The 17,688-nt window shown below is 70.5% G+C and carries 17 protein-coding genes; 2 read left to right on the top strand and 15 right to left on the bottom strand.

Annotated features, from left to right (window positions below; translation table 11 throughout):
* Positions 1-4 precede the first annotated feature (4 nt).
* From R2J75_RS18700 to R2J75_RS18645, 12 genes are all read right to left on the bottom strand, one after another.
* Positions 5-739, bottom strand: a complete 735-nt coding sequence (locus R2J75_RS18700; protein WP_243331746.1) for a hypothetical protein — start codon at positions 737-739, stop codon at positions 5-7.
* Positions 740-770: 31 nt separating this feature from the next.
* Positions 771-1,613, bottom strand: coding sequence for an AAC(3) family N-acetyltransferase (locus R2J75_RS18695; protein WP_316410787.1), 843 nt, complete (start codon positions 1,611-1,613; stop codon positions 771-773).
* Between the two features lie 12 nt (positions 1,614-1,625).
* A complete protein-coding gene (locus tag R2J75_RS18690) occupies positions 1,626-2,375 on the bottom strand; it encodes an SDR family NAD(P)-dependent oxidoreductase (protein WP_243331743.1) in 750 nt (249 codons plus the stop codon).
* Between the two features lie 3 nt (positions 2,376-2,378).
* Positions 2,379-2,600 (bottom strand): acyl carrier protein, encoded by a 222-nt coding sequence (locus R2J75_RS18685; protein ID WP_243331742.1) that lies wholly within the window; start codon positions 2,598-2,600, stop codon positions 2,379-2,381.
* Positions 2,601-2,611: 11 nt separating this feature from the next.
* Positions 2,612-3,679: a 3-oxoacyl-ACP synthase III family protein gene (locus tag R2J75_RS18680; protein ID WP_243331740.1), complete on the bottom strand. Its 1,068-nt coding sequence runs from the start codon at positions 3,677-3,679 to the stop codon at positions 2,612-2,614.
* The gene (locus R2J75_RS18675; protein ID WP_243331738.1) at positions 3,676-3,906 is read right to left on the bottom strand and encodes an acyl carrier protein; all 231 of its coding nucleotides are present in this window, start codon (positions 3,904-3,906) and stop codon (positions 3,676-3,678) included. Before R2J75_RS18675 ends, R2J75_RS18680 begins: the two co-directional genes overlap by 4 nt.
* Positions 3,903-4,736, bottom strand: coding sequence for a GNAT family N-acetyltransferase (locus tag R2J75_RS18670; RefSeq protein ID WP_316410786.1), 834 nt, complete (start codon positions 4,734-4,736; stop codon positions 3,903-3,905). The genes R2J75_RS18675 and R2J75_RS18670 overlap by 4 nt, the downstream gene beginning before the upstream one ends.
* A complete protein-coding gene (locus R2J75_RS18665) occupies positions 4,733-6,259 on the bottom strand; it encodes an amino acid adenylation domain-containing protein (RefSeq protein WP_316410785.1) in 1,527 nt (508 codons plus the stop codon). The genes R2J75_RS18670 and R2J75_RS18665 overlap by 4 nt, the downstream gene beginning before the upstream one ends.
* A 2-nt stretch (positions 6,260-6,261) precedes the next feature.
* On the bottom strand, positions 6,262-7,245 hold the full coding sequence (locus R2J75_RS18660; RefSeq protein ID WP_316410784.1) for a glycosyltransferase family 2 protein: 984 nt from the start codon (positions 7,243-7,245) through the stop codon (positions 6,262-6,264).
* Between the two features lie 14 nt (positions 7,246-7,259).
* Entirely contained in the window at positions 7,260-8,990 is a 1,731-nt protein-coding gene (locus tag R2J75_RS18655) for a hypothetical protein (protein ID WP_316410783.1), read from the bottom strand.
* A 109-nt stretch (positions 8,991-9,099) separates the two neighbouring features.
* Positions 9,100-10,236: a dTDP-4-amino-4,6-dideoxygalactose transaminase gene (gene rffA / locus R2J75_RS18650; protein WP_316410782.1), complete on the bottom strand. Its 1,137-nt coding sequence runs from the start codon at positions 10,234-10,236 to the stop codon at positions 9,100-9,102.
* 50 nt (positions 10,237-10,286) lie between these two features.
* Positions 10,287-11,384 (bottom strand): tetratricopeptide repeat protein, encoded by a 1,098-nt coding sequence (locus R2J75_RS18645; RefSeq protein ID WP_316410781.1) that lies wholly within the window; start codon positions 11,382-11,384, stop codon positions 10,287-10,289.
* Positions 11,385-11,447: 63 nt separating this feature from the next.
* On the opposite strand from R2J75_RS18645, the gene R2J75_RS18640 reads away from it, so the two are divergent.
* Positions 11,448-12,212, top strand: coding sequence for an enoyl-ACP reductase FabI (locus tag R2J75_RS18640; RefSeq protein ID WP_243331705.1), 765 nt, complete (start codon positions 11,448-11,450; stop codon positions 12,210-12,212).
* Here the strand turns inward: R2J75_RS18640 and R2J75_RS18635 are convergent.
* Entirely contained in the window at positions 12,199-12,669 is a 471-nt protein-coding gene (locus R2J75_RS18635; protein WP_243346447.1) for a peroxiredoxin, read from the bottom strand. The genes R2J75_RS18640 and R2J75_RS18635 overlap by 14 nt on opposite strands.
* A 44-nt stretch (positions 12,670-12,713) precedes the next feature.
* Here R2J75_RS18635 and R2J75_RS18630 point away from each other — a divergent pair, with 44 nt between their 5' ends.
* Positions 12,714-14,471, top strand: coding sequence for an ABC transporter ATP-binding protein (locus tag R2J75_RS18630; RefSeq protein WP_243331701.1), 1,758 nt, complete (start codon positions 12,714-12,716; stop codon positions 14,469-14,471).
* 24 nt (positions 14,472-14,495) lie between these two features.
* Here the strand turns inward: R2J75_RS18630 and hrpB are convergent, their stop codons facing one another.
* A complete protein-coding gene (gene hrpB / locus R2J75_RS18625; protein WP_243331699.1) occupies positions 14,496-16,910 on the bottom strand; it encodes an ATP-dependent helicase HrpB in 2,415 nt (804 codons plus the stop codon).
* Positions 16,907-17,593 (bottom strand): gamma-glutamyl-gamma-aminobutyrate hydrolase family protein, encoded by a 687-nt coding sequence (locus R2J75_RS18620; protein ID WP_243346445.1) that lies wholly within the window; start codon positions 17,591-17,593, stop codon positions 16,907-16,909. Before R2J75_RS18620 ends, hrpB begins: the two co-directional genes overlap by 4 nt.
* Positions 17,594-17,688: the final 95 nt, after the last annotated feature.

Genomic DNA, 17,688 nt, shown 5'->3' with positions numbered 1-17,688 from the left:
GGGCCTAGGGATAGAGTTTTCTCAGCACCGCGGACGTCTGGAGGACCCGGAAGCCCAGGCGGCCGATTTCCAGATTGAACACAGCGTGGTTGGCCGCGGAGATGTGCGTGATGCCACGCCTGACACCCGCCTCGAAGAGCACGTTGAACTCCAGGTACTCGTTGAGCAGGCCGAGGCCCATGGCCTTCACCTCGGGATGGACGCCGCCCAGCAGGAACAGGACGCTGCCGTCCTCCTGGAGGCGATGGGTCTTGAAGGCCAGCACCCGCCCCGTGGCCAGGTCCCTCAGGCGGTAGACCCGCTCCCTGGGGTCCTGGAGCGAGTTCCGGACGTAGGCGCGATAGCGCAGCCCGGCGAGTCCCGGCGGCAGGCCGGGATCGATGGACCACCGGTCGTGGGTGAAGGTCGAAGCTGCGATGTCCAGGACCTCCGCGAGATCCTCCTCCCGCTCAACCTGTTCGAAGGCGTAGCCGGGAAACGCGGACACGTCGAAGGGGCGGCGGAGCCTGACGGAGGATTGGATCTGGCACTCGATCCACTGGAACCCCTCCGATTCCAGGCCGTGGATGAGCGGAATCGAGGCCAGGGGGACCTTGGCATAGGCGTAGCCGGGGTCGAACTGGGCGACATAGTCCGCCTCGAAGGCCCGGAAGCCGGGGGCGGGCTCGGGGATCGTCAGGGCGACGACGTTCCGTCCCAGGACGTCCGAGTCGATGGGAATCCGGACCGCTTTCAGCATGCGTCCGCCCAGTGGAGGAGAAGGGGAGGGTTCACAGGGCCACCATCCTGGCCACGGGGAAGGTGGTGTCCCGGTCCATCGGATCGTGGGCGATGTAGGCGTGGACGTCGGCAGTCAGGTGCTCCCGGATCGTCTCCCAGGCCTCGGGCTCCCCGACACAGGAGATGCTGCTGTCGCCGCACGGCACCCACCTCAGGTGCCCGCGGTCCAGGAGGGTGGACTGCAGGAGCCCGTCGTCGGCCGGCACCACGCCCGCGTACCGGACGAACAGGGTGTAGGTCTCCTCCCGGGAGCGGTCCCCCTCCTGGATGCGTCCCTTGAATGGCCGGCGGTACCGGTACGGGACATCCAGGCGTTCCTCGACGTAATGGGTGTAGGTGAAACATTCCCGCGGGGTGGTGCCGAAAAACAGGAATTTGACGTCCTTCCCCTTCGCGTGAAGGCGGTCGAATGTCGACCCCGCCCCCACGGAATGGCGCCCCACCTCCAGGATCAGGTCCCGTCCGGGGCCCAGGACCACGTTGGACATGAGGGGATCCACGGACCGCGCGGCGCCCGGCAGCAGCCGGAGGTGCTCGTTCAGGGCCCCCATGCGGGAGCGGGACCGGGCCACGTCGAAGGCCTCGCCGGCGCAGAAGCTGAAGGTGAAGGCAGGCAGGCACAGGGTTTCCGCGCCGAGTTCCTGGAGGAGCTGGTGCAGGTGGTCCAGCAGCCGCGTTCTCGGCAGCTCCAGGTTGGGCAGGCCGAAGGTCATGCCGGTGTGGATGTAGAGCACGGGACAGCCGCCCGCCCCGGAGGCTTCCAGGGCCCGGCGCAGGTCCGACGAGGTGATCCACGATCCATCGGAGGCGAGGAACAGGTTCAGGTCATGCATGCGCGCCCCGGATCATTTGAGGGGGAGATGGATGGTGCGCCCGCCGTCCACCGTGAGCGACTGGCCGGTGATCCAGCCCGCGTCACGGGAGAGCAGGAAGGCCACGGCTCCGGCGATGGCCTCGGGGGTGCCGATCCCGAGCGGATAATCCGTCTCCAGGCGGGTCCGGACCTGGGGGTCCTCCAGGGCCCGCCCGGCCATGGGGGTGTCCACGGCGCCGGGCAGGACGGCGTTCACCGTCACCCGGGGGGCCAGGTCCACGGCCAGGCCCCGGGTCAGACCCTCCAGGGCGGCCTTGCTGACGACATACGCGGTATGGCCCTTCGCGGCGAACGGGCCCCAGATGCTGCCGATGAGCACGATGGACGTGAGGCTGGATCCATTGATGCGCTTGAGCGACAGCAGCCTGGCGATCTCCGCGGCGGCAAGGACATGGAGGGTCAGGGGCTCCAGCAGCTGGTCGGGAGTGACGTTGCGCAGCGGAAGGGGGTTCACGGACCCGGCGCAGTGGACGAAGGCGGAGATGGGGCCTTCCCGGGCCAGGGCCGCCACGGCCTCGGGAAGCCCTGCGAGGTCCTGGAGGTCGTAGGCCCAGGAACGGGCGGGGTGGGAACGGCGGCACTGGGCCGCGGTCCGCTCGAGTCGCGGGAGGTCCCGTCCCCCGAGTACGAGCGGGGACGATTCCGACAGCCGGAGGGCCACGGCGGCCCCGATGCCGGAGGAGGCGCCCGTGACGAGGATGGATCCGGCGGCCTGGGCCATGGATCAGTTGCCCTTCCGGGCCATCACGCCATCGAAAAGCGCCTGAACGGTCTTTCCGCCCTTGAGGTCGGCGGCGGGAAGGTTCACCCGGTACTGGCTGCTGAGAAGGGCGATCACGGAAAGGGCGGCCAGCGAATCCCACTCCTCCAGGTCCTCCAGGACGGTGTCCGGCCCGAGTTCGTCGACGTCGAGGGTCTCCTTCAGGCGGTTCAGAAACTCATCCATGGTGCCTCCCGTCATTTGAAATCGATCATCTCACAGAACCTGAGCGGGCCTACGTCGGCCAGCATGGCGCCCCAGGTCAGGCCTACGCCGAACCCCGCGAAGCAGGTGCGCAGGGTCCCGGACAGCACCTCGGCGCGGTGGTTGTGGGCGAGGGCCAGCGGAATGGTCACCCCGCTGGAGTTGCCGTAGTGCTCGACGATGTTGTTGGGCATCCGCTCCCGGGGGACTCCCATCCGGTCGGCGAGCTTCTCGAGCATGAACCGGTTCGGCTGATGGAAGAGGAAGGTGTCGATGGTGTCCAGGCCCCTGCCCGCGCGGGCCAGCAGGTCCTCCACCAGGGGCGGGACCTCGACCTGCACGAAGTTGAAGACGGCGGAGCCGTCCATCACCAGGTTGTCCGGAGCCCGGAGGTTGCCTTCCGGATCCTCGGCCATCACGGCGGTCCCGGGACTGGACGGCTGGCGGAACCCCCCTGCCGGGATCATCAAGGCCTCCCGGCGCGTGCCGTCCATCTTCAGGCTCAGGTGGATCCTGGGCGCCCCCGGGCGCCGCTCGAGCACGGTGATGGAGGCGGCATCGCCGATGAGCGGCCAGCTGTTGCGGTCCTGCTTCGAGACCTTCCGGCTGAGCAGGTCCGCATTGGCGACGACGACTTTCCGGATGGAAGGCTGGGCGAGCAGGAGGAAGCCCTGCATCAGGCCGATCAGGAAGCCCGCGCATCCCTGGTTGATGTCCAGGCAGAGGACATCGTGGCCGAGGCCGAGGCGCCCCTGGACCACATTGCTGGTCGGCGGGATGAAGTGGTCCGGCGACTGGGTCACCAGGATGAGCGCGTCGAAGCCGTCCCGTTCGAGCAGGCCCCGCTCGAACAGGTGCTCGAGGCCCCGGCAGACCAGGTCGGAGGCGCAGACCGGGCCGTCCACGATGCGGTGGCGGTCGTATCCCATGACCTCTTTCAGCTTGAGGGAACGCTTGAGCGGAGCCTTGTAGGCTTCCATTTCTTCCAGGAAGGTCCGTTCATGTTCGGGCAGGACCGTCAGCAGGCCGGTGATGGCGCAATCCTCGAAAGCCAGCATCATGGCTTGACCCCGTAGCGCTCGAGGAGGGCATGGATGCCCTCGAGGCTCGAGAAATGTTCCGGAAGGATGTCGATTCCCGCGATGGAAATGCCGAAGGCCTTGTCCAGTTCGGAGACCAGGGTGACGACGTCCATGGAATCGAGCATGCCGTCTTCGATGAAGTCCGTGGAGGTGGAGAAGTCGAATTCGGGCCGGATGTCCTTCAGGATGTCCAGGACTCTGCTCATGCGATGCCTCCCGGGCCGGCGGCCCCTTTCACCATGATCATGTCGACGGCCGGGTCCATGTGGAACCCGTAATGCGCGTACTTGGCGATGCTGTCGGCATTGTGGGCCAGGACCCACAAGGTCTGGCGGGTGCAGCCCCGGGTCCTGTCCAGGAACGTCCGCAGCAGGGCCGAGCCCGCGCCCCCGCCCCGGAACCGCGGATCCACGTGCCAGTAACGCAGATGGGCGGACCGGCCCTGCACGTGGTAGGCGAGCATTCCCGCCAGGGTGTCCCCGCGCCGGACCGTGAGCATCTCGCCGTCCGCCGCCCACCGGGCCACCTCCCGGGGGGATGGGATGCGCTCCGCAAGGGGATCGAGGAGCCGGCGGAGCATGGCCACGACGGCGTCGGCCTGGCCAGGAAGGGCCTCGTCGCAGACCGAGGGGTCCGGCGGTGCCGGGAGAGGGGTGCCCACGCGGATCATGCGCAGGAGGGAACGGTGGTGACGGAACCCGCAGGCCGCGTAGATCCCCGCTACGTCCGTCAGGGCCTCGGGCCGCCCGACGAGGTCGGACACCCAGGGCTGGGTTCTGGGCGGCTCGGGAAGGCGGGCCAAGGCTTCGGCCAGGGCCCCGGGGCAGGTGGCGGCGTGGAACAGGCGGTCGAGTCCGGCCTCCCGTTGCCTGACCAGGACGGCCCCCGGGCCACGCATCCAGGCCAGCCCACCTTCCGCGAACCAGCCGGCGATCTGGTCCAGGTTCAGGAACAGGTTGGTGTGGTAGGCCGCCGCCGCCGCCCGTGTGGAGGCCAGAGCCTCCACCAGGACCTCCGGGGACGGAACCGGGATCATGAGGCCGGTCCCTCCAGGCCCGCGGCGAGTCCGCTCCTGTCGATCTTCCCGTTCGGATTGCGGGGGAGGGCGTCCATGGGATGGTAGGCGGTCGGAACCATGTACTTGGGGAAGGCCTCCGCCAAGGCCGCGCGGACCCTGGCCGGGGTCACCGAAGGATCCTGGGCCTCGTAGAACAAGGTGATCTCCTTCCGTCCCTGGTTGTAGAGCACGCAGGCCTGGGCCACCCCCGGCACCTGGAGGGCCTGGTGCTCGATCTCCGGGAGCTCGATCCGGTACCCCAGGTGCTTGATCTGGTAATCCTTCCGGCCGACGAACATGATCTCCCCGCGCGGATTCCGCCAGACGAGGTCGCCGGTGCGGTAGATGGTCTCGGGGTAGGCCCGGTTCAGGGGATTCTGGACGAAGGCCCTGGCGGTCTTCTCCGGGTCGTTCCAGTACCCATGGGCCAGGGAGGAACCCCGCACGCACAGTTCTCCCTGGAGGCCATCGGGGCAGGACCGGCCTTCCTCGTCAAGGATGAGGATGTCCGTGTTCCGGCAAGGGAATCCGATGGGGAGGGGCTCGTCGTCCGCGAAGGCCCTGTCGACGATGAAGTAGGTGCAGTCCACGTGGATCTCGATGGGGCCGTAGAGATTGACCCAGGTGACCCCGGGCAGGGCCTTCCGCCAACGGTTGAAATGGCGGGTGGGGAAGACCTCGCCCGCGAAGAAGACCGTCCGGAGGCCGGGAAGCGGAATCTCCTCGAGCAGTCCCTGGTTCGCGATCGCCACCAGGATGGAGGGGACCCAGAACAGGAAGCTGATGTGCATGTCCCGCAGGAACGCCATCAGGGCGGCGGGGAAGGCCGCGTGGGATTCGGGAATGAGGACGAGGGTGGCCCCCCGGCCCAGGCACAGGAAGAGCTCGAGGAGGTAGATGTCGAAGTGGAAGGGCGAGAGGCTCCCGATGCGCTCGCTGCCGTCGACCGGCAGGGTATCGAAGACCCAATCCATGAAATCGACGGTGCCCCGGTGATGGAGGACGACGCCTTTCGGCGTCCCCGTGGAACCGGACGTGTTGATGATGCAGACGGGATCCGTATCGACGCGCGCCGGGAGGGGCAGGCGCTCGTCGGGCAGCCCTTCGGGCAGGTCCTCGAGGAGGAGCAGGCGCGAGGGCTCCAGCCCGGCTTCCTGGAGTCTGGAAGCCAGGCTTCTGGACGTCACGACCAGAGCCGGGTCCAGGTTGTCGAGGATGTTCTTGATGCGCCGGTTCGGCGACTTGACGTCCAGGTTCGAGAACATGGCGCCGGCCAGCATGCCGCCCAGGTTCGCGAACACCACCTCCGCGCACTTGGGGAGGAAGACCGCCACCGGCCTCCCTAGGTCGAGGCCCCGCGACCGGATGGCGGCCCCATAGGCGTGGGCCGCCGCGAGGACCTGGGCGAAGGTGAAGGTGCGTTTCGGCTCCACAAGGGCGACTCGGTCCGCCCACTCGGGGCGGGCGGCGGAAGCGAGGAAATCGAGCAGGGTCCTGGCCACGGTCACGCCTCCAGACCGTTGGCTTGGTCGCAATTCGGGGTGCCGTCCACGTTCCGGGTCTCCCGGACCAGGTAGATGGGCCTGGCCTTGACTTCGTCGAAGACCTTCCCGAGGTAGAGGCCCAGGATGCCGAGCACGACGAGGATGACACCGGACAGGAAGTAGAGGGACACGGTGATGGTGGTCCATCCGGCCACGGGAATGGCCCAGAACAGGTACCGGATGATCAGGTAGATCCCGTACAGGAAGGCCAGCGTCGCCATCCCGAAGCCCAGGTTGATGGCCATCCGGAGCGGCTTGTTGGACAGCGAGGTGATGGACTCCATGGCCAGCTGCAGGGAGCGACCGAAACTGTAGGCCGATGCGCCGGCAAAGCGGGAGCCGTGCCGCACGGGCACATAGCCCACCTTGTAGCCGCACCAGAGGATGCCCAGGCCGTAGGAGCGGGAACACTCCCTCATGCGGCGGTAGCTGTCCGCGACCTGTCGGGTGACGATGGAGAAGTTGCTGATGGCGGGGTCGATGGGGAGGGTGCTGAGGGTGTTGACCAGCCGGTTGAAGCAGCGGGACAGGGAGACCTTGAGCCAGGTGTCCTGGCGATCCATTCGGCGCGCGAAGACCACGTCCCAGCCCTCCTTCCAGGCATGCTCGAACAGCCTGGGAATCTCCTCGGGCTGGTCCTGGAGGTCGCAATCCATCACGGCGATCCAGTCCCCCTGGGCGTGGTCCATGCCCGCGGCGATGGCGTGGTGCTGGCCGAAATTGCGGGAGAGGTTGATCCCCTTGACCCTCGGGTCGAGGTCGGCGAGTCGGCTGATAACCTCCCAGTCCCGTTCCGGACTGCCGTCGTTGACGAAGATCAGTTCCAAGGAGGCGCCCGGGATGCCGCCGACGGCCTCGACGACCCGCCGGTACAGCTCCTCGATGCAGGCCTCGCAGCGGTAGGCGGGGGTGACGATGGACAGGAGGAAGGGACGGGGGGACATGGTTCAAAGGCCCATCAGTACCAGTTGATGAACAGTTCGCGATGGTCGCCGAGCTCGAGCTGCGGCATCGTGGTCAGCCGGGGCCCGATCCAGGCCACCACCTTCCTCGTGGCCCCCCTGGACTCCACCCGGTGATCGCCCTTGTCCATGTAAAGGATGACGGGATTGGCATAGTCCCTGCCGTCGATCCTGAGCACCCCGGGCTGGGCCACGCCCCCGGGCTGGATTTCGTGGAAGATCTGATACCGGCCAGGGTGGAGGCACGTCCAGGTGGTGGCGCCCGCGGGAAGCACCTGGCCCGCGACCAGCAGGTCGTCCGCGACCGGGATGTAGTGGGCGGATAGGAAGGCCTGCTCGTCCTGGCTCAGGCTGTCCAGTCGGTAGTTGGGGATGACGACGGGGGGAGGATCGGACTCCAGCAAGGACAGGATGGACGGCCAGGTTCCATCCCTGAACCGGCCCAAGGTGATCGAATGAATCAGCCACTGGTAACCGACTGGGTGACGGGTCGGGACCAGGCCGGTGCCGTCGAACACGGGGTCGGTCGCAGGATCGGTCAGAGCTTCCGCCGCCTCCTGGATGCGGATCTGCCGGTCCTGGGTCTTCTCGAAGTGCCTCGCCGTCAGCAGGAGGAAGGGCAGCAGATGGCACGCCGCGAGGACGGCCAGCGTCGCCGGCAGGACGGGGCGGGAGGCCAGGACGCCCCATTCGGGTGCGCGGAGGAGGGCGGCGCTGGCGACCAGGAGGAAGGGCGCGAACAGGACGAGGTTGTAGGGGAAGGGCGTGGGGTTGACCACGAAGGCCGCCAGCAGGAAGGCCAGGAGCGCCAACTCGGGGAAGGGAGCCACCCAGGTCAAGGTGGAGCTGCCGGCCTTCCGCCGGGTCAGCGCCCAGGAAAGGGCGAGCCCCAGGCCGCCGGCCACAAGCAGGGGGGCCTGGCGGGCAAGCCGAGCGAGCACCGGCAGCGGCGAGAATCGGGTGGTGGCCACGGAACTGGCCACCCCCATCCCGAATCCCTGGATCGCATCATGCCAGCCGCCGCTCAACGCGTAGATGCCCCGGACGGCGACCAGACCCGCCCCCAACCCCGCCAACAGGAGGCCCAGACGCCGCAAGGGCCGGATGGAGGCCAGGGAGGGCGGGGGCGCCACCAGCAGGACCAGGAGAAAGGGGGCCCAGTAGAGGAAGGATTTGAAGGACAGGAATTGGAGGGCAACGGCCAGGGGGCCAGCCATGAGGAAGGCCGCCCAAGGGTGGCGCCACCGGCGCATCAGGCAGAGCCAACCGAGGAGGAGCCCGGTCAACAGAACGTTGTCATGGCGGATCTCGAAACCATAGTCCCAGAGGGGCACGATCGTCGCGGCGCCCAGCGTCCAGCCCAGGATGGACCGGGACCGCCACCCGCCCGCGCAGATCCTGCCAATCAGGGCGATGTTGACCCAGAACACCGCCAGGTAGAGGAGGCGGTTCAGGAGAAAGAGGGACTTGGAGGTGTGGCAGGCCTTGGCGATCCACGCCATGGGGCCCAGATGGTGCAAGGGCGCGTAGACGAAATACCGGGCGGCCTCACCCCGGGCGAGGATGCAGGCCTGGTTGACCTGCTGGGCCTCGTCCACCTGCAGGATGCGGTGGGTGGCGAGATGAAGGGAGGCGAGGCCGAGGATGGCCAGGGCCGCCCACCCAAGGACCCTGGGGAAGCGGGACGGACGGAGGCCGGCTTGGGGGTCGGAACTGCTGGAAGTCATGCGTGGCCTTGGATAAAGGTGGCGGGTTTCCCTCCATGATGACAGAACCGTCCTGCCGGCACGGGGAACCCCTGGGCCAAGCCTCCCTTCGGCCTTCCGCCGGGTGTATTCAGGAGAGGTGCGCCGTGACCGACGCCACCACCCGGTCCACCTCCTCGTCGGTCAGGGATGCGAACAAAGGCAGCCTGAGCAGACAATCGGAGAACCGGTCCGAGTTGGGCAGGGGGCGGCCGTCGTGGTGGTCCTGGAAGTAAGGGCTCTTGTGGAGGCTCTGGTAGTGGAACACGGCGCTGATGCCGTCGGCCTTGAGGTGGGCCATCAGGCGGGTCCGGGTTGCGAGGTCGGGGGTGACGACGTAGAAGACGTGGCCGTTGTGGCCGTGGCCTTCGGGCAGCTCGGGCAGGGCGATGCGGCCGGCCCGGGCCAGGGGGGCGAGGGCTTCGCGGTAGCGCTCCCAGAGGGCGATGCGCCGGGTGTTGATCCGGTCCAGCTCCTCGAGCTGGGCCACCAGGACGGCGGCGGCGAATTCGGAGGGCAGGTAGCTGGATCCGAGGTCCACCCAGCCGTACTTGTCGACTTCCCCCCGGAAGAAGGCGGCGCGGTTCGTGCCCTTCTCCCGGACGATCTCGGCCTTCAGGTCGAAGCGGGGGTCGTTGACGACCAGCGCCCCGCCTTCTCCGCAGGCCACGTTCTTGGTCTCGTGGAAGGAGAAGGTCCCGAAGGCGCCGATGCTCCCCAGGGGTCGGCCCTGGTGGCGCGCGCCGATGCACTGGGCCGCGTCCTCGACGAGAAGGAGCCCATGGCGCTCCGCGAGCCGCTCCAGGGCGTCCATGTCACAGGCGGTGCCGCCGTAGTGCATGGCCACGATCACCCGGGTCCTGGGGGTGACCAGGGCTTCCACGGCCGCGGCGTCGAGGTTGGGGTGGGTGGCGAGGCTGTCGGCGAACACCAGCCTGGCCCCGCGCAGGGCGAAGGCGTTGGCCGTGGAGACGAAGGTGTAGGAAGGGAGGATGACCTCGTCGCCGGGACCGACCCCGGAGAGGAGGGCGGCCATCTCCAGGGCGGCGGTGCACGAGGGGGTGAGGAGGGCCTTGCGGAAGCCCTGGGAGGCCTCCAGCATCGTCTGGGCCTTGCGGGTCCAGGGGCCGTCGCCGCACCAGCGTCCGGAGGCCAGGCAGGCCTGGAGGTGCTCCGCCTCCCGGCCGGCGGGGACGGGACGGTTGAAGGGAATGGGGGAAGCGCTCATGGGCATGGCCGGGCTGGTTCATTCCACCATGCCAGCCATGGATGGCCTTTTCAGGAAATTTCTTTGAGCAGCTTCTGGGCCCTGGAATCCTTCGGGTCCAGGGCCAGGGCGGCCTGGGCCGCGGCCCGGGCCTCGGCCTTCCGGCCCAGGTCCTTCAGGATCTGCCCCTTCCGCCAGTGGGCGGTGCCGTAGCCGCCGGTGCCGCCTTCCAGGGGCTCCCGGAGCACCTGGTCGAGGGAGGCCAGGCCCGCCTCGCGGTTGACGCCGCTGCGGGCGGCGATCTTGCCGAGCTCCAGGCGCAGGACGCTGGGGGCGTCGGCGTGGGGGATCGCCGCCGAGGCCGCGGCCCAGGCCTCCTGGCCCCGGCCCGCGTCCAGCAGGGCGTCGCACACGCCCGAGAGGGCCCGGGCGTTGCTTCGCGCGGCGGGGAGGAGCCGGGTGGCCTCCTGGGAGAGCCGGGTCTTCTGGGCCTCCTCCCCCAGGGCCTTCCGGGTCTCCCGGCTCCCGAGGGCGTCCAGGTAGGCGTAGATGAGGTCGGGATCGCGGGGGGCGATGGCGAAGGCGGTCCCGAAGGCGCGCTCGGCGCCGGACCAGTCGCCGTCCATGGCCAGGACGGTGCCCCGGAGGGTGGCGCCCTTGACGGGGTTGAGGTGGTCCAGGGCCTCGGCGCAGGCATGGGCCCGGCGGGTGGAACCGCCGAGGATGCCCGGGAGCTGCTGGTAGGCCACGCCCAGGGCCATCCAGGCGGCGGCGAGGGTGGGGTCGGCCTTCACGGCGGCGCGGAGGTCGTCCATGGCCGCGGAGACGCCCCGGAGGGTGCCGAGGTTCTTCTGCTGGAGGGCGAGGCCGGCCCGGGCCAGGGCCCTCGCCAGGAAGCCGTCGGCGAGGCCGGGCTGGAGGGCCAGGGCCCGGTTGGCGTCGGCCAGGGCCTCGGGGAGGCGCACCAGGGCCGTGAGCGCCTGGCTCCGGGCGGCGAGGGCCAGGGCGTTGTTGGGATCGCGGGCCAGGACGGCGTCGGCCTCGGCCTGGGCCTTCAGGTAGCGTCCGGCGTCCAGGTCGACGCGGGGGGAGTAGGCCGCCTGCGCCCCGAGGGCGCCGGCCAGGAGGAGGAATGCGGTCCGGCGGATCATGCAGGGAGTATAGGCCAAGGTGGCACCCGGGACCCGTTTGGGGTATTTTGAGCCTTTGTCGCAAATGGAAGGGAGGCGGCCATGCTCATGAAAGGCAAGCGCGGTTTGGTGGTGGGGGTCGCCAACAAGTGGTCCATCGCCTGGGGGATCTCCCAGCGGCTGATGGAGGAGGGGGCCGAACTGGCCTTCACCTACCAGAACGAGCGCCTCGGCAAGAACGTGCGCGAACTGACGGAGGGTCTTGAGAATCCCATCCTCATTCCCATGGACGTGACGTCCGACAAGCAGATCCTCATGACCTTCGAACTCCTGAAGCGGGTCTGGGGGCATCTGGACTTCCTGGTCCACGCCGTGGCCTACGCGCCCCGCGCGGCCCTGGAGGGGAGCTTCGTCGCCACCACGCGCGAGGACTTCCGCATCGCCCACGACATCAGCGCCTACTCCCTCGCGGCCCTCTGCCAGAGCGCCCAGGGCCTCATGGGCGAGGGGGGCTCCGTCGTGGCCCTCTCGTACCTGGGCAGCACCCGGGTGGTGCCCAACTACAACGTGATGGGCGTGGCCAAGGCCTCCCTGGAGGCCAGCGTACGCTACCTGGCCAGCGACCTCGGCCCCCAGGGCATCCGGGTCAACGCCGTCTCGGCGGGCCCCATCAAGACCCTGGCCTCCTCGGGCATCTCGGGCTTCGGCGGCATGCAGCGCCACCACCGCAACCGCGCCCCGCTGCGGCGGGACACGGAGACGGCGGAGGTGGCCGACGCCACCCTCTTCATGCTGAGCCCCCTGTCCCGGGGCGTCACCGGCCAGGTGCTCTACGTGGACGGCGGCTTCAGCATCATGGGCGACTGAGTTCGGCCAGCTTGGCCAGCACCGCCTCCACGTGGCCCTTCACGCTCACCTTGGGCCACACGTGGCGGACGACGCCCGCGGGATCGACGAGGAAGGTGGAGCGGATGATGCCCTCCACCTCCTTGCCGTACATGACCTTCCGGCCCCAGGCCCCCAGGGGGGCCAGGAGGGTCTTGTCGGGGTCGGAGAGGAGCCGGAAGGGAAGGCCCTGCTTTTCGATGAATTTGACATGAGAGGCCACCGAGTCCCGGGACAGGCCGTAGACCCGGGCGCCCGCCGCCTGGACCCGGGACCAGGCGTCCCGGAAGTCGCAGGCCTCCGTGGTGCAGCCGGGGGTGGCGTCCTTGGGGTAGACGTACAGGACGGTCCAGGCACCCTGGAGGGTGTGGGGGGTGACGGTGGTCCCCTGGTCGTCCTGGAGGGCGAACGCAGGAAGGGGGGTGCCGGTCTGGATCATGGGGCCTCCAACCAGGGCAGGGTACACTGATCCCGGGAGGAAACGTGGCAGCACCTTCATCCGTTCGCGCGCCCTGGTGGTGGAAGCTGGTGGCGCCCCACCGGCGGAGCCTCGTCCTGGGTTTCTCGGCCACGATCCTGTGCAGCCTGGCGGCCGCCTGGGTGCCCTACTGGAGCGGCCGGGCTGTGCACGCCCTGGAGACGGGGGCCTATCCGGCCAGCCGCCGGGCCCTGGCCTGGATGCTGGCCTTCACCATCGTGGCCGGGGTCGGCCGGTACCTGATGCGCAACATCCTCATCGGCCTCTCCCGGGAGGTGGAGCGCCTGCAGCGGCAGGAGCTGTACGATTCCCTCCTGGCGCGGTCCTTCGCGTTCTTCGAGCAGAGCCGGATCGGCGATCTCATGAGCCGGATGGGCGACGACGTCAACACCGTGCGCATGGCCACGGGGCCCGGGCTCATGAGCCTGCTCCAGACGGCGAGCCTGCTCCCCATGACCTTCTTCCTGATGCTCCACGCCAGCCCCCGCCTGGCCATGGCGGTCATCGGGCCCTTCTCCCTCCTGGCGGGGGGCTTCTACGTGATCGGGAAATGGAGCCACCGGCTCCAGCAGAAGATCCAGCTGGTCAACTCCCAGCTCAACACCTTCAGCCACGAGACCATCAGCGGCGAGAAGGTGGTCCAGGCCTTCGGCCTCGAGGACCTGCGGGTGTCGGTCTTCGAGGGGCTGAGCCGGAAGCAGGCCCGCATGGGCATCGCCCAGACCATGCTGTACGGGGCCTACATGCCCCTCTCCGCCCTCACCGCGGCCATGGCGGCCCTGGTGCTGGTGGCCTACGGCGGCTCCCTGGTGCTCAAGGGGCAGCTGACCCTCGGCGACCTCACGGCCTTCACGGGCTACCTGGCCACGCTGGCCTGGCCCATCATGAGCCTGGGCTGGAGCGCCAACCTCTTCCAGCGCGGCCGCGCCGGGCAGGAGCGCATCGACCAGGTCCTCCACGACGCGACCCCGTTCCTCCCCGCCCCCGGCGAGGTGGAGGTGCCCGCGGGTCCCGCGGCCCTGAAGCTGGAGGGGGCGGTCCACCGCTTCGAGTCGGGCCGGGGCGTCGGCCCCCTGGACCTGGACCTGGCCGCGGGCTCGCGGCTGGCGGTGGTGGGCGGCATCGGCTCGGGCAAGACGGTCCTGCTCCAGATGCTGGCCGGCCTCCGCACCCTCCAGGGGGGCAGCCTCCTCCTGGACGGGGCGCCCCTGGACGAGGGGCGGCTGCGGTCGCACTGGGCCGGCATCGGCTGGGTGCCGCAGGAGGCCTTCCTGTTCTCCCTCTCCCTGCGCGAGAACCTGGCCCTGGGCCGGCCCGGGGCCCCGGAGGAGGACCTGTGGGAGGTGGCGCGCGTCGTGTGCCTGGACGACCTGATCCGGCGGCTCCCCGGGGGGCTGGACACGGTGGTGGGCGAGCGCGGCGTCATCCTCTCCGGCGGCGAGCGCCAGCGCACGGCCCTGGCCCGCGCCCTGCTGCGCCGGCCCCGCCTCCTCATCCTGGACGACGCCCTCTCCGCCGTGGACGCGGAGACGGAGAGCCGCATCCTGGAGAACCTGCGCGGCTTCCTGGGGGACACCACCCTGGTGCTGGCCACGCACCGGGTCTTCGTGGCCGAGTTGTGCGACCAGGTGCTGGTGCTCGAGGACGGCGCCGCCGCCCAGCGGGGGACCCCCCAGGAGCTCGCCCAGGAGCCCGGGCACTTCGCGCGGATCAAGCGCCTCCAGAGCCTGGAGCGGGAGATCCTGGGCGAAGCGGCTTCCTGACCGGGCCGGAGCCGGCCTGATCCCTCACCGGTCCGGGACCTCCGGCCAGGCATGCTTCGGGTACCGGCGGGAGAGGGCCGGTCTCAGCTCCTTGTAGGCCCGCTGCCAGAAGCCCGCCAGGTCCGTGGTGACCTGGACGGCCCGGTGATTGGGGGCCAGGAGGTGGAGGACGACGGGGACGGCGCCGCCGGCGACGCGGGGGCCGGCCTTCAGGCCCGCGAAGTCCTGGAGGCGGGATTCGAGCCAGGGCTGGGCGCCGTCGTAGTGGACGCGGACCTTGCGTTTGCCCAGTTGGACGGTCTCGGGGGCCCAGGTCTCCAGGAGCCGGGCGGCCTCCCCGCCCAGGGCCTGCCGGGCGACCTGGGTCCAATCGGTCCCGCCGAGCTCCCGGAGGGAGGCGAGGCCCGAGCAGGCCTGGACCATGAGGGCGCGCCGCAGGGCGTCATCCTCCGGGATCCCCAGGTCGGGGCGGACGCCCCGCAGGAAGGCGATGCGGGCCAGGAGGGGGTCGAGGGTATCCGGGACCGGGGCGGCCTGGGCCAGCAACTCGGAGGCGCCGGGGTGGCCGGGCGGGGCCGGCCTGCGGCTCTCCAGGAGGGGCAGGTCCTGGAACCAGAGGCAGCTCTGGAGGTCCACCCGGCCGGCGGAGGCGTTGAAGGCGAGGACCTCCGTCTCGCGGATGGCGTCCGGGAAGGCGTCCAGGAGCCAGTCGGGCTCGATCCGGCTGGCGGCCTGGACCACGGCCTGGGCGCCCTGGCCCTCGGCCTCCAGGGCCAGGATCCATTCGGCCCGGCGGACGCGGCAGGCCGGACCCAGGCGGGCGCCCCCGCCTCCGGCCAGGGAGCAGGTTCCCTGGCCGCCCACCTTCGCCACCCGATCGGGGTAGGCCGCCAGCAGGGCCTTCAGGAGCGCGTCCTCGTCCGCTTCCAGGGGGCCGCCGCCCAGGGCCTGGAAGGCGAGGCGGGCCTGGCGCAGGGCCGCGGGATCGGCGCCGTGCCGGTCCGTGAACTGATCCAGGCGGGCGAGGAGGTCCGAGTCCAGGGCGTGGCCCGGGGACCCGGGGCGGGGGCCCAGGTCCTGCCGGGCGCCCAGGTCCCCCGTCTCCAGGAGCACCGCCGCGAGGCGGGCCAGGTGGGGGATGCCGGCGTCCTGGCCGGCGATGACGAGCCGGGCCAGGCGGGGGTGCAGGGGTAGGCGGGCCATGCGGCGGCCCAGGGGGGTGATGGCGCCGGCCGCGTCCAGGGCGCCCAGGCGTTCCAGGAGCGTTTCGCCGCCCGCCAGGGCCTCCGGGGGCGGGGCCTCGAACCAGGCCAGGGCGCGGCCGTCGAGGCCCAGGTCGGCCAGGGCCAGCAGGGGCTCGGCGAGGTCGGTGCGCTGGAGTTCGGGGGCGTCGAAGGCGGGCCGGGCATGGAACTCCGGCTGGGTGAAGAGGCGCTCGCAGCGGCCGGGGCCCGTGCGGCCGGCTCGGCCCGCCCGCTGGACGCACCGCGCCTGGCTGATGCGCACGGTCCGCAAGCCCGGCAGGCCGGACCAGGGGGAATGGAAGGCCTCCCGCCCCAGGCCCGAATCCACGACGGCGGCGACCCCCTCCAGGGTCACGGAGCTCTCCGCCACGTTGGTGCTGAGGATGACCTTGGGCTGGCTGGAGGGCGCGACGGCCGCCTGCTGGGCCTCCGGGGAGAGGCTGCCGTGCAGGGGCAGGAGGCGCAGGCCGTGCCGCTGGGCGATGGGCTCGCAGGCCCGGAGGGCCCGCCGGATTTCCGCGGCGCCCGGCAGGAAGACGAGGATGTGCCCGTCCAGCCCCTCCTGGTGGAGGCGGTCCACGGCCGCGGCCACCTGGTCCTCCAGGGGGGCCTGGGTGGGCCGGGGGGCGTGGCGGATCTCGATGGGGTAGGGGCGCCCGGGGCAGGTGAGGATGGGCGCGTCCAGATAGGCCGCCACCGGTTCCGCGTCCAGGGTGGCGCTCATGACGGCCAGCCGCAGGTCCGGCCTGGGGCCCGCCTGGAGCCGCCGCAGGAGGGCGATGGCCAGGTCCGTCTGGAGGTGGCGCTCGTGGAATTCGTCCAGGAGGACGGCGGAGATGCCCCGCAGCTGGGGGTCGTCCTGGAGGCGGCGCAGGAGGAGCCCCTCGGTGACGAAGCGGATGCGGGTGCGCCGGGAGGCCTTCTGCTCGAAGCGCACGGCGTACCCGACGGTCCCGCCCAGGGGCTCCCCCAGCTCGTCGGCGACCCGGCCCGCGGCAAGGCGCGCAGCCAGCCGTCGAGGCTCCAGGACCCAGCATTCCCCCGCGTCCAGGAGGCCGGCGTCCAGCAGGGCCCGGGGCACGCGGGTGGTCTTTCCGGCGCCGGGTTCGGCGCCCAGCACGAGGCGCCCCCGGGTGCGCAGGGCCTCCAGGATGGCCGGCAGGTGGGCGTCGATGGGGAGGGGGGCCAGGCTCACCGGCCCCCCAGGGCCTGCGCGAAGCCCCGGAAGAGGCCCAGGGCGGAGACGCCGGCCGGGTGGTCCAGGGTGACGAGGTTCTCGGGGTGCCACTGGACGCCCACCACCCATCGGTCCGGGTCCGGGGCCTCGATCCCCTCCACCAGCGGTTGGCCGTCCCGTTCGGTGGCGGCATGCCAAGCAGACAAACGAAGGACCGGAGCCAGGCGGCCGGCGGCCTGGTGGTGGCGGCTGTTCACGAACACCTCCCCGGGGCCGACCAGGGCCCGGAGGCGGGAGCCGGGGTCCACCTCGACGCCGTGGGCCAGCCGGGGGCCCTCCTGGGAGGAGCCCAGGCGGTGGAGGCCCGGATGGCAGCCGTAGTGGGAGGGGATGTCCTGGATCAGGGTGCCGCCCAGCGCCACATTCAGGAGCTGCTCCCCCCGGCAGATGCCGAGGATGGGCAGGCGGCGCTCCCAGGCGGCCCGGGCCAGGGGGAGCTCCAGGGCGTCCCGGGCCGCGTCGGGTTCGGCGGTGGGGTGGAGGGGCTCGGCGGGGTCCCAGCGGCAGGGGTGGATGTCGTCGCCCCCCGTGAGGAGGAGGCCGGCGGCCCCGGCCAGGTCCACGGGGTCCCCGGGAGCGACCAGCTCGATGGGGCCCTGCCAGCCACCCAGTCGAATGGCCGGGAGGTAATGGGCCTCCACAGAGGATTTATTCCGGCACGTCACGACAAGCCTTGACACGTCCACTCCCGCTATCATGATTGACACCCTACCACCAGCTCAGATGGACTGAGGCG

Source organism: Mesoterricola sediminis (assembly GCF_030295425.1).
GTDB classification, from domain to species: Bacteria; Acidobacteriota; Holophagae; order Holophagales; family Holophagaceae; genus Mesoterricola; species Mesoterricola sediminis.
The sequence above is the reverse complement of the archived record's forward strand: the minus strand, read 5'-3'. Positions and strand labels throughout refer to the sequence as shown.

What these genes read in the sequence shown, in the direction of transcription:
- R2J75_RS18700 (WP_243331746.1), bottom strand. Translation starts at nt 739, where the DNA reads ATGCTGAAAGCGGTCCGGATTCCCATCGACTCGGACGTCCTGGGACGG.
- R2J75_RS18695 (WP_316410787.1), bottom strand. Translation starts at nt 1,613, where the DNA reads ATGCATGACCTGAACCTGTTCCTCGCCTCCGATGGATCGTGGATCACC.
- R2J75_RS18690 (WP_243331743.1), bottom strand. Translation starts at nt 2,375, where the DNA reads ATGGCCCAGGCCGCCGGATCCATCCTCGTCACGGGCGCCTCCTCCGGC.
- R2J75_RS18685 (WP_243331742.1), bottom strand. Translation starts at nt 2,600, where the DNA reads ATGGATGAGTTTCTGAACCGCCTGAAGGAGACCCTCGACGTCGACGAA.
- R2J75_RS18680 (WP_243331740.1), bottom strand. Translation starts at nt 3,679, where the DNA reads ATGATGCTGGCTTTCGAGGATTGCGCCATCACCGGCCTGCTGACGGTC.
- R2J75_RS18675 (WP_243331738.1), bottom strand. Translation starts at nt 3,906, where the DNA reads ATGAGCAGAGTCCTGGACATCCTGAAGGACATCCGGCCCGAATTCGAC.
- R2J75_RS18670 (WP_316410786.1), bottom strand. Translation starts at nt 4,736, where the DNA reads ATGATCCCGGTTCCGTCCCCGGAGGTCCTGGTGGAGGCTCTGGCCTCC.
- R2J75_RS18660 (WP_316410784.1), bottom strand. Translation starts at nt 7,245, where the DNA reads ATGTCCCCCCGTCCCTTCCTCCTGTCCATCGTCACCCCCGCCTACCGC.
- R2J75_RS18655 (WP_316410783.1), bottom strand. Translation starts at nt 8,990, where the DNA reads ATGACTTCCAGCAGTTCCGACCCCCAAGCCGGCCTCCGTCCGTCCCGC.
- rffA (WP_316410782.1), bottom strand. Translation starts at nt 10,236, where the DNA reads ATGAGCGCTTCCCCCATTCCCTTCAACCGTCCCGTCCCCGCCGGCCGG.
- R2J75_RS18640 (WP_243331705.1), top strand. Translation starts at nt 11,448, where the DNA reads ATGCTCATGAAAGGCAAGCGCGGTTTGGTGGTGGGGGTCGCCAACAAG.
- R2J75_RS18635 (WP_243346447.1), bottom strand. Translation starts at nt 12,669, where the DNA reads ATGATCCAGACCGGCACCCCCCTTCCTGCGTTCGCCCTCCAGGACGAC.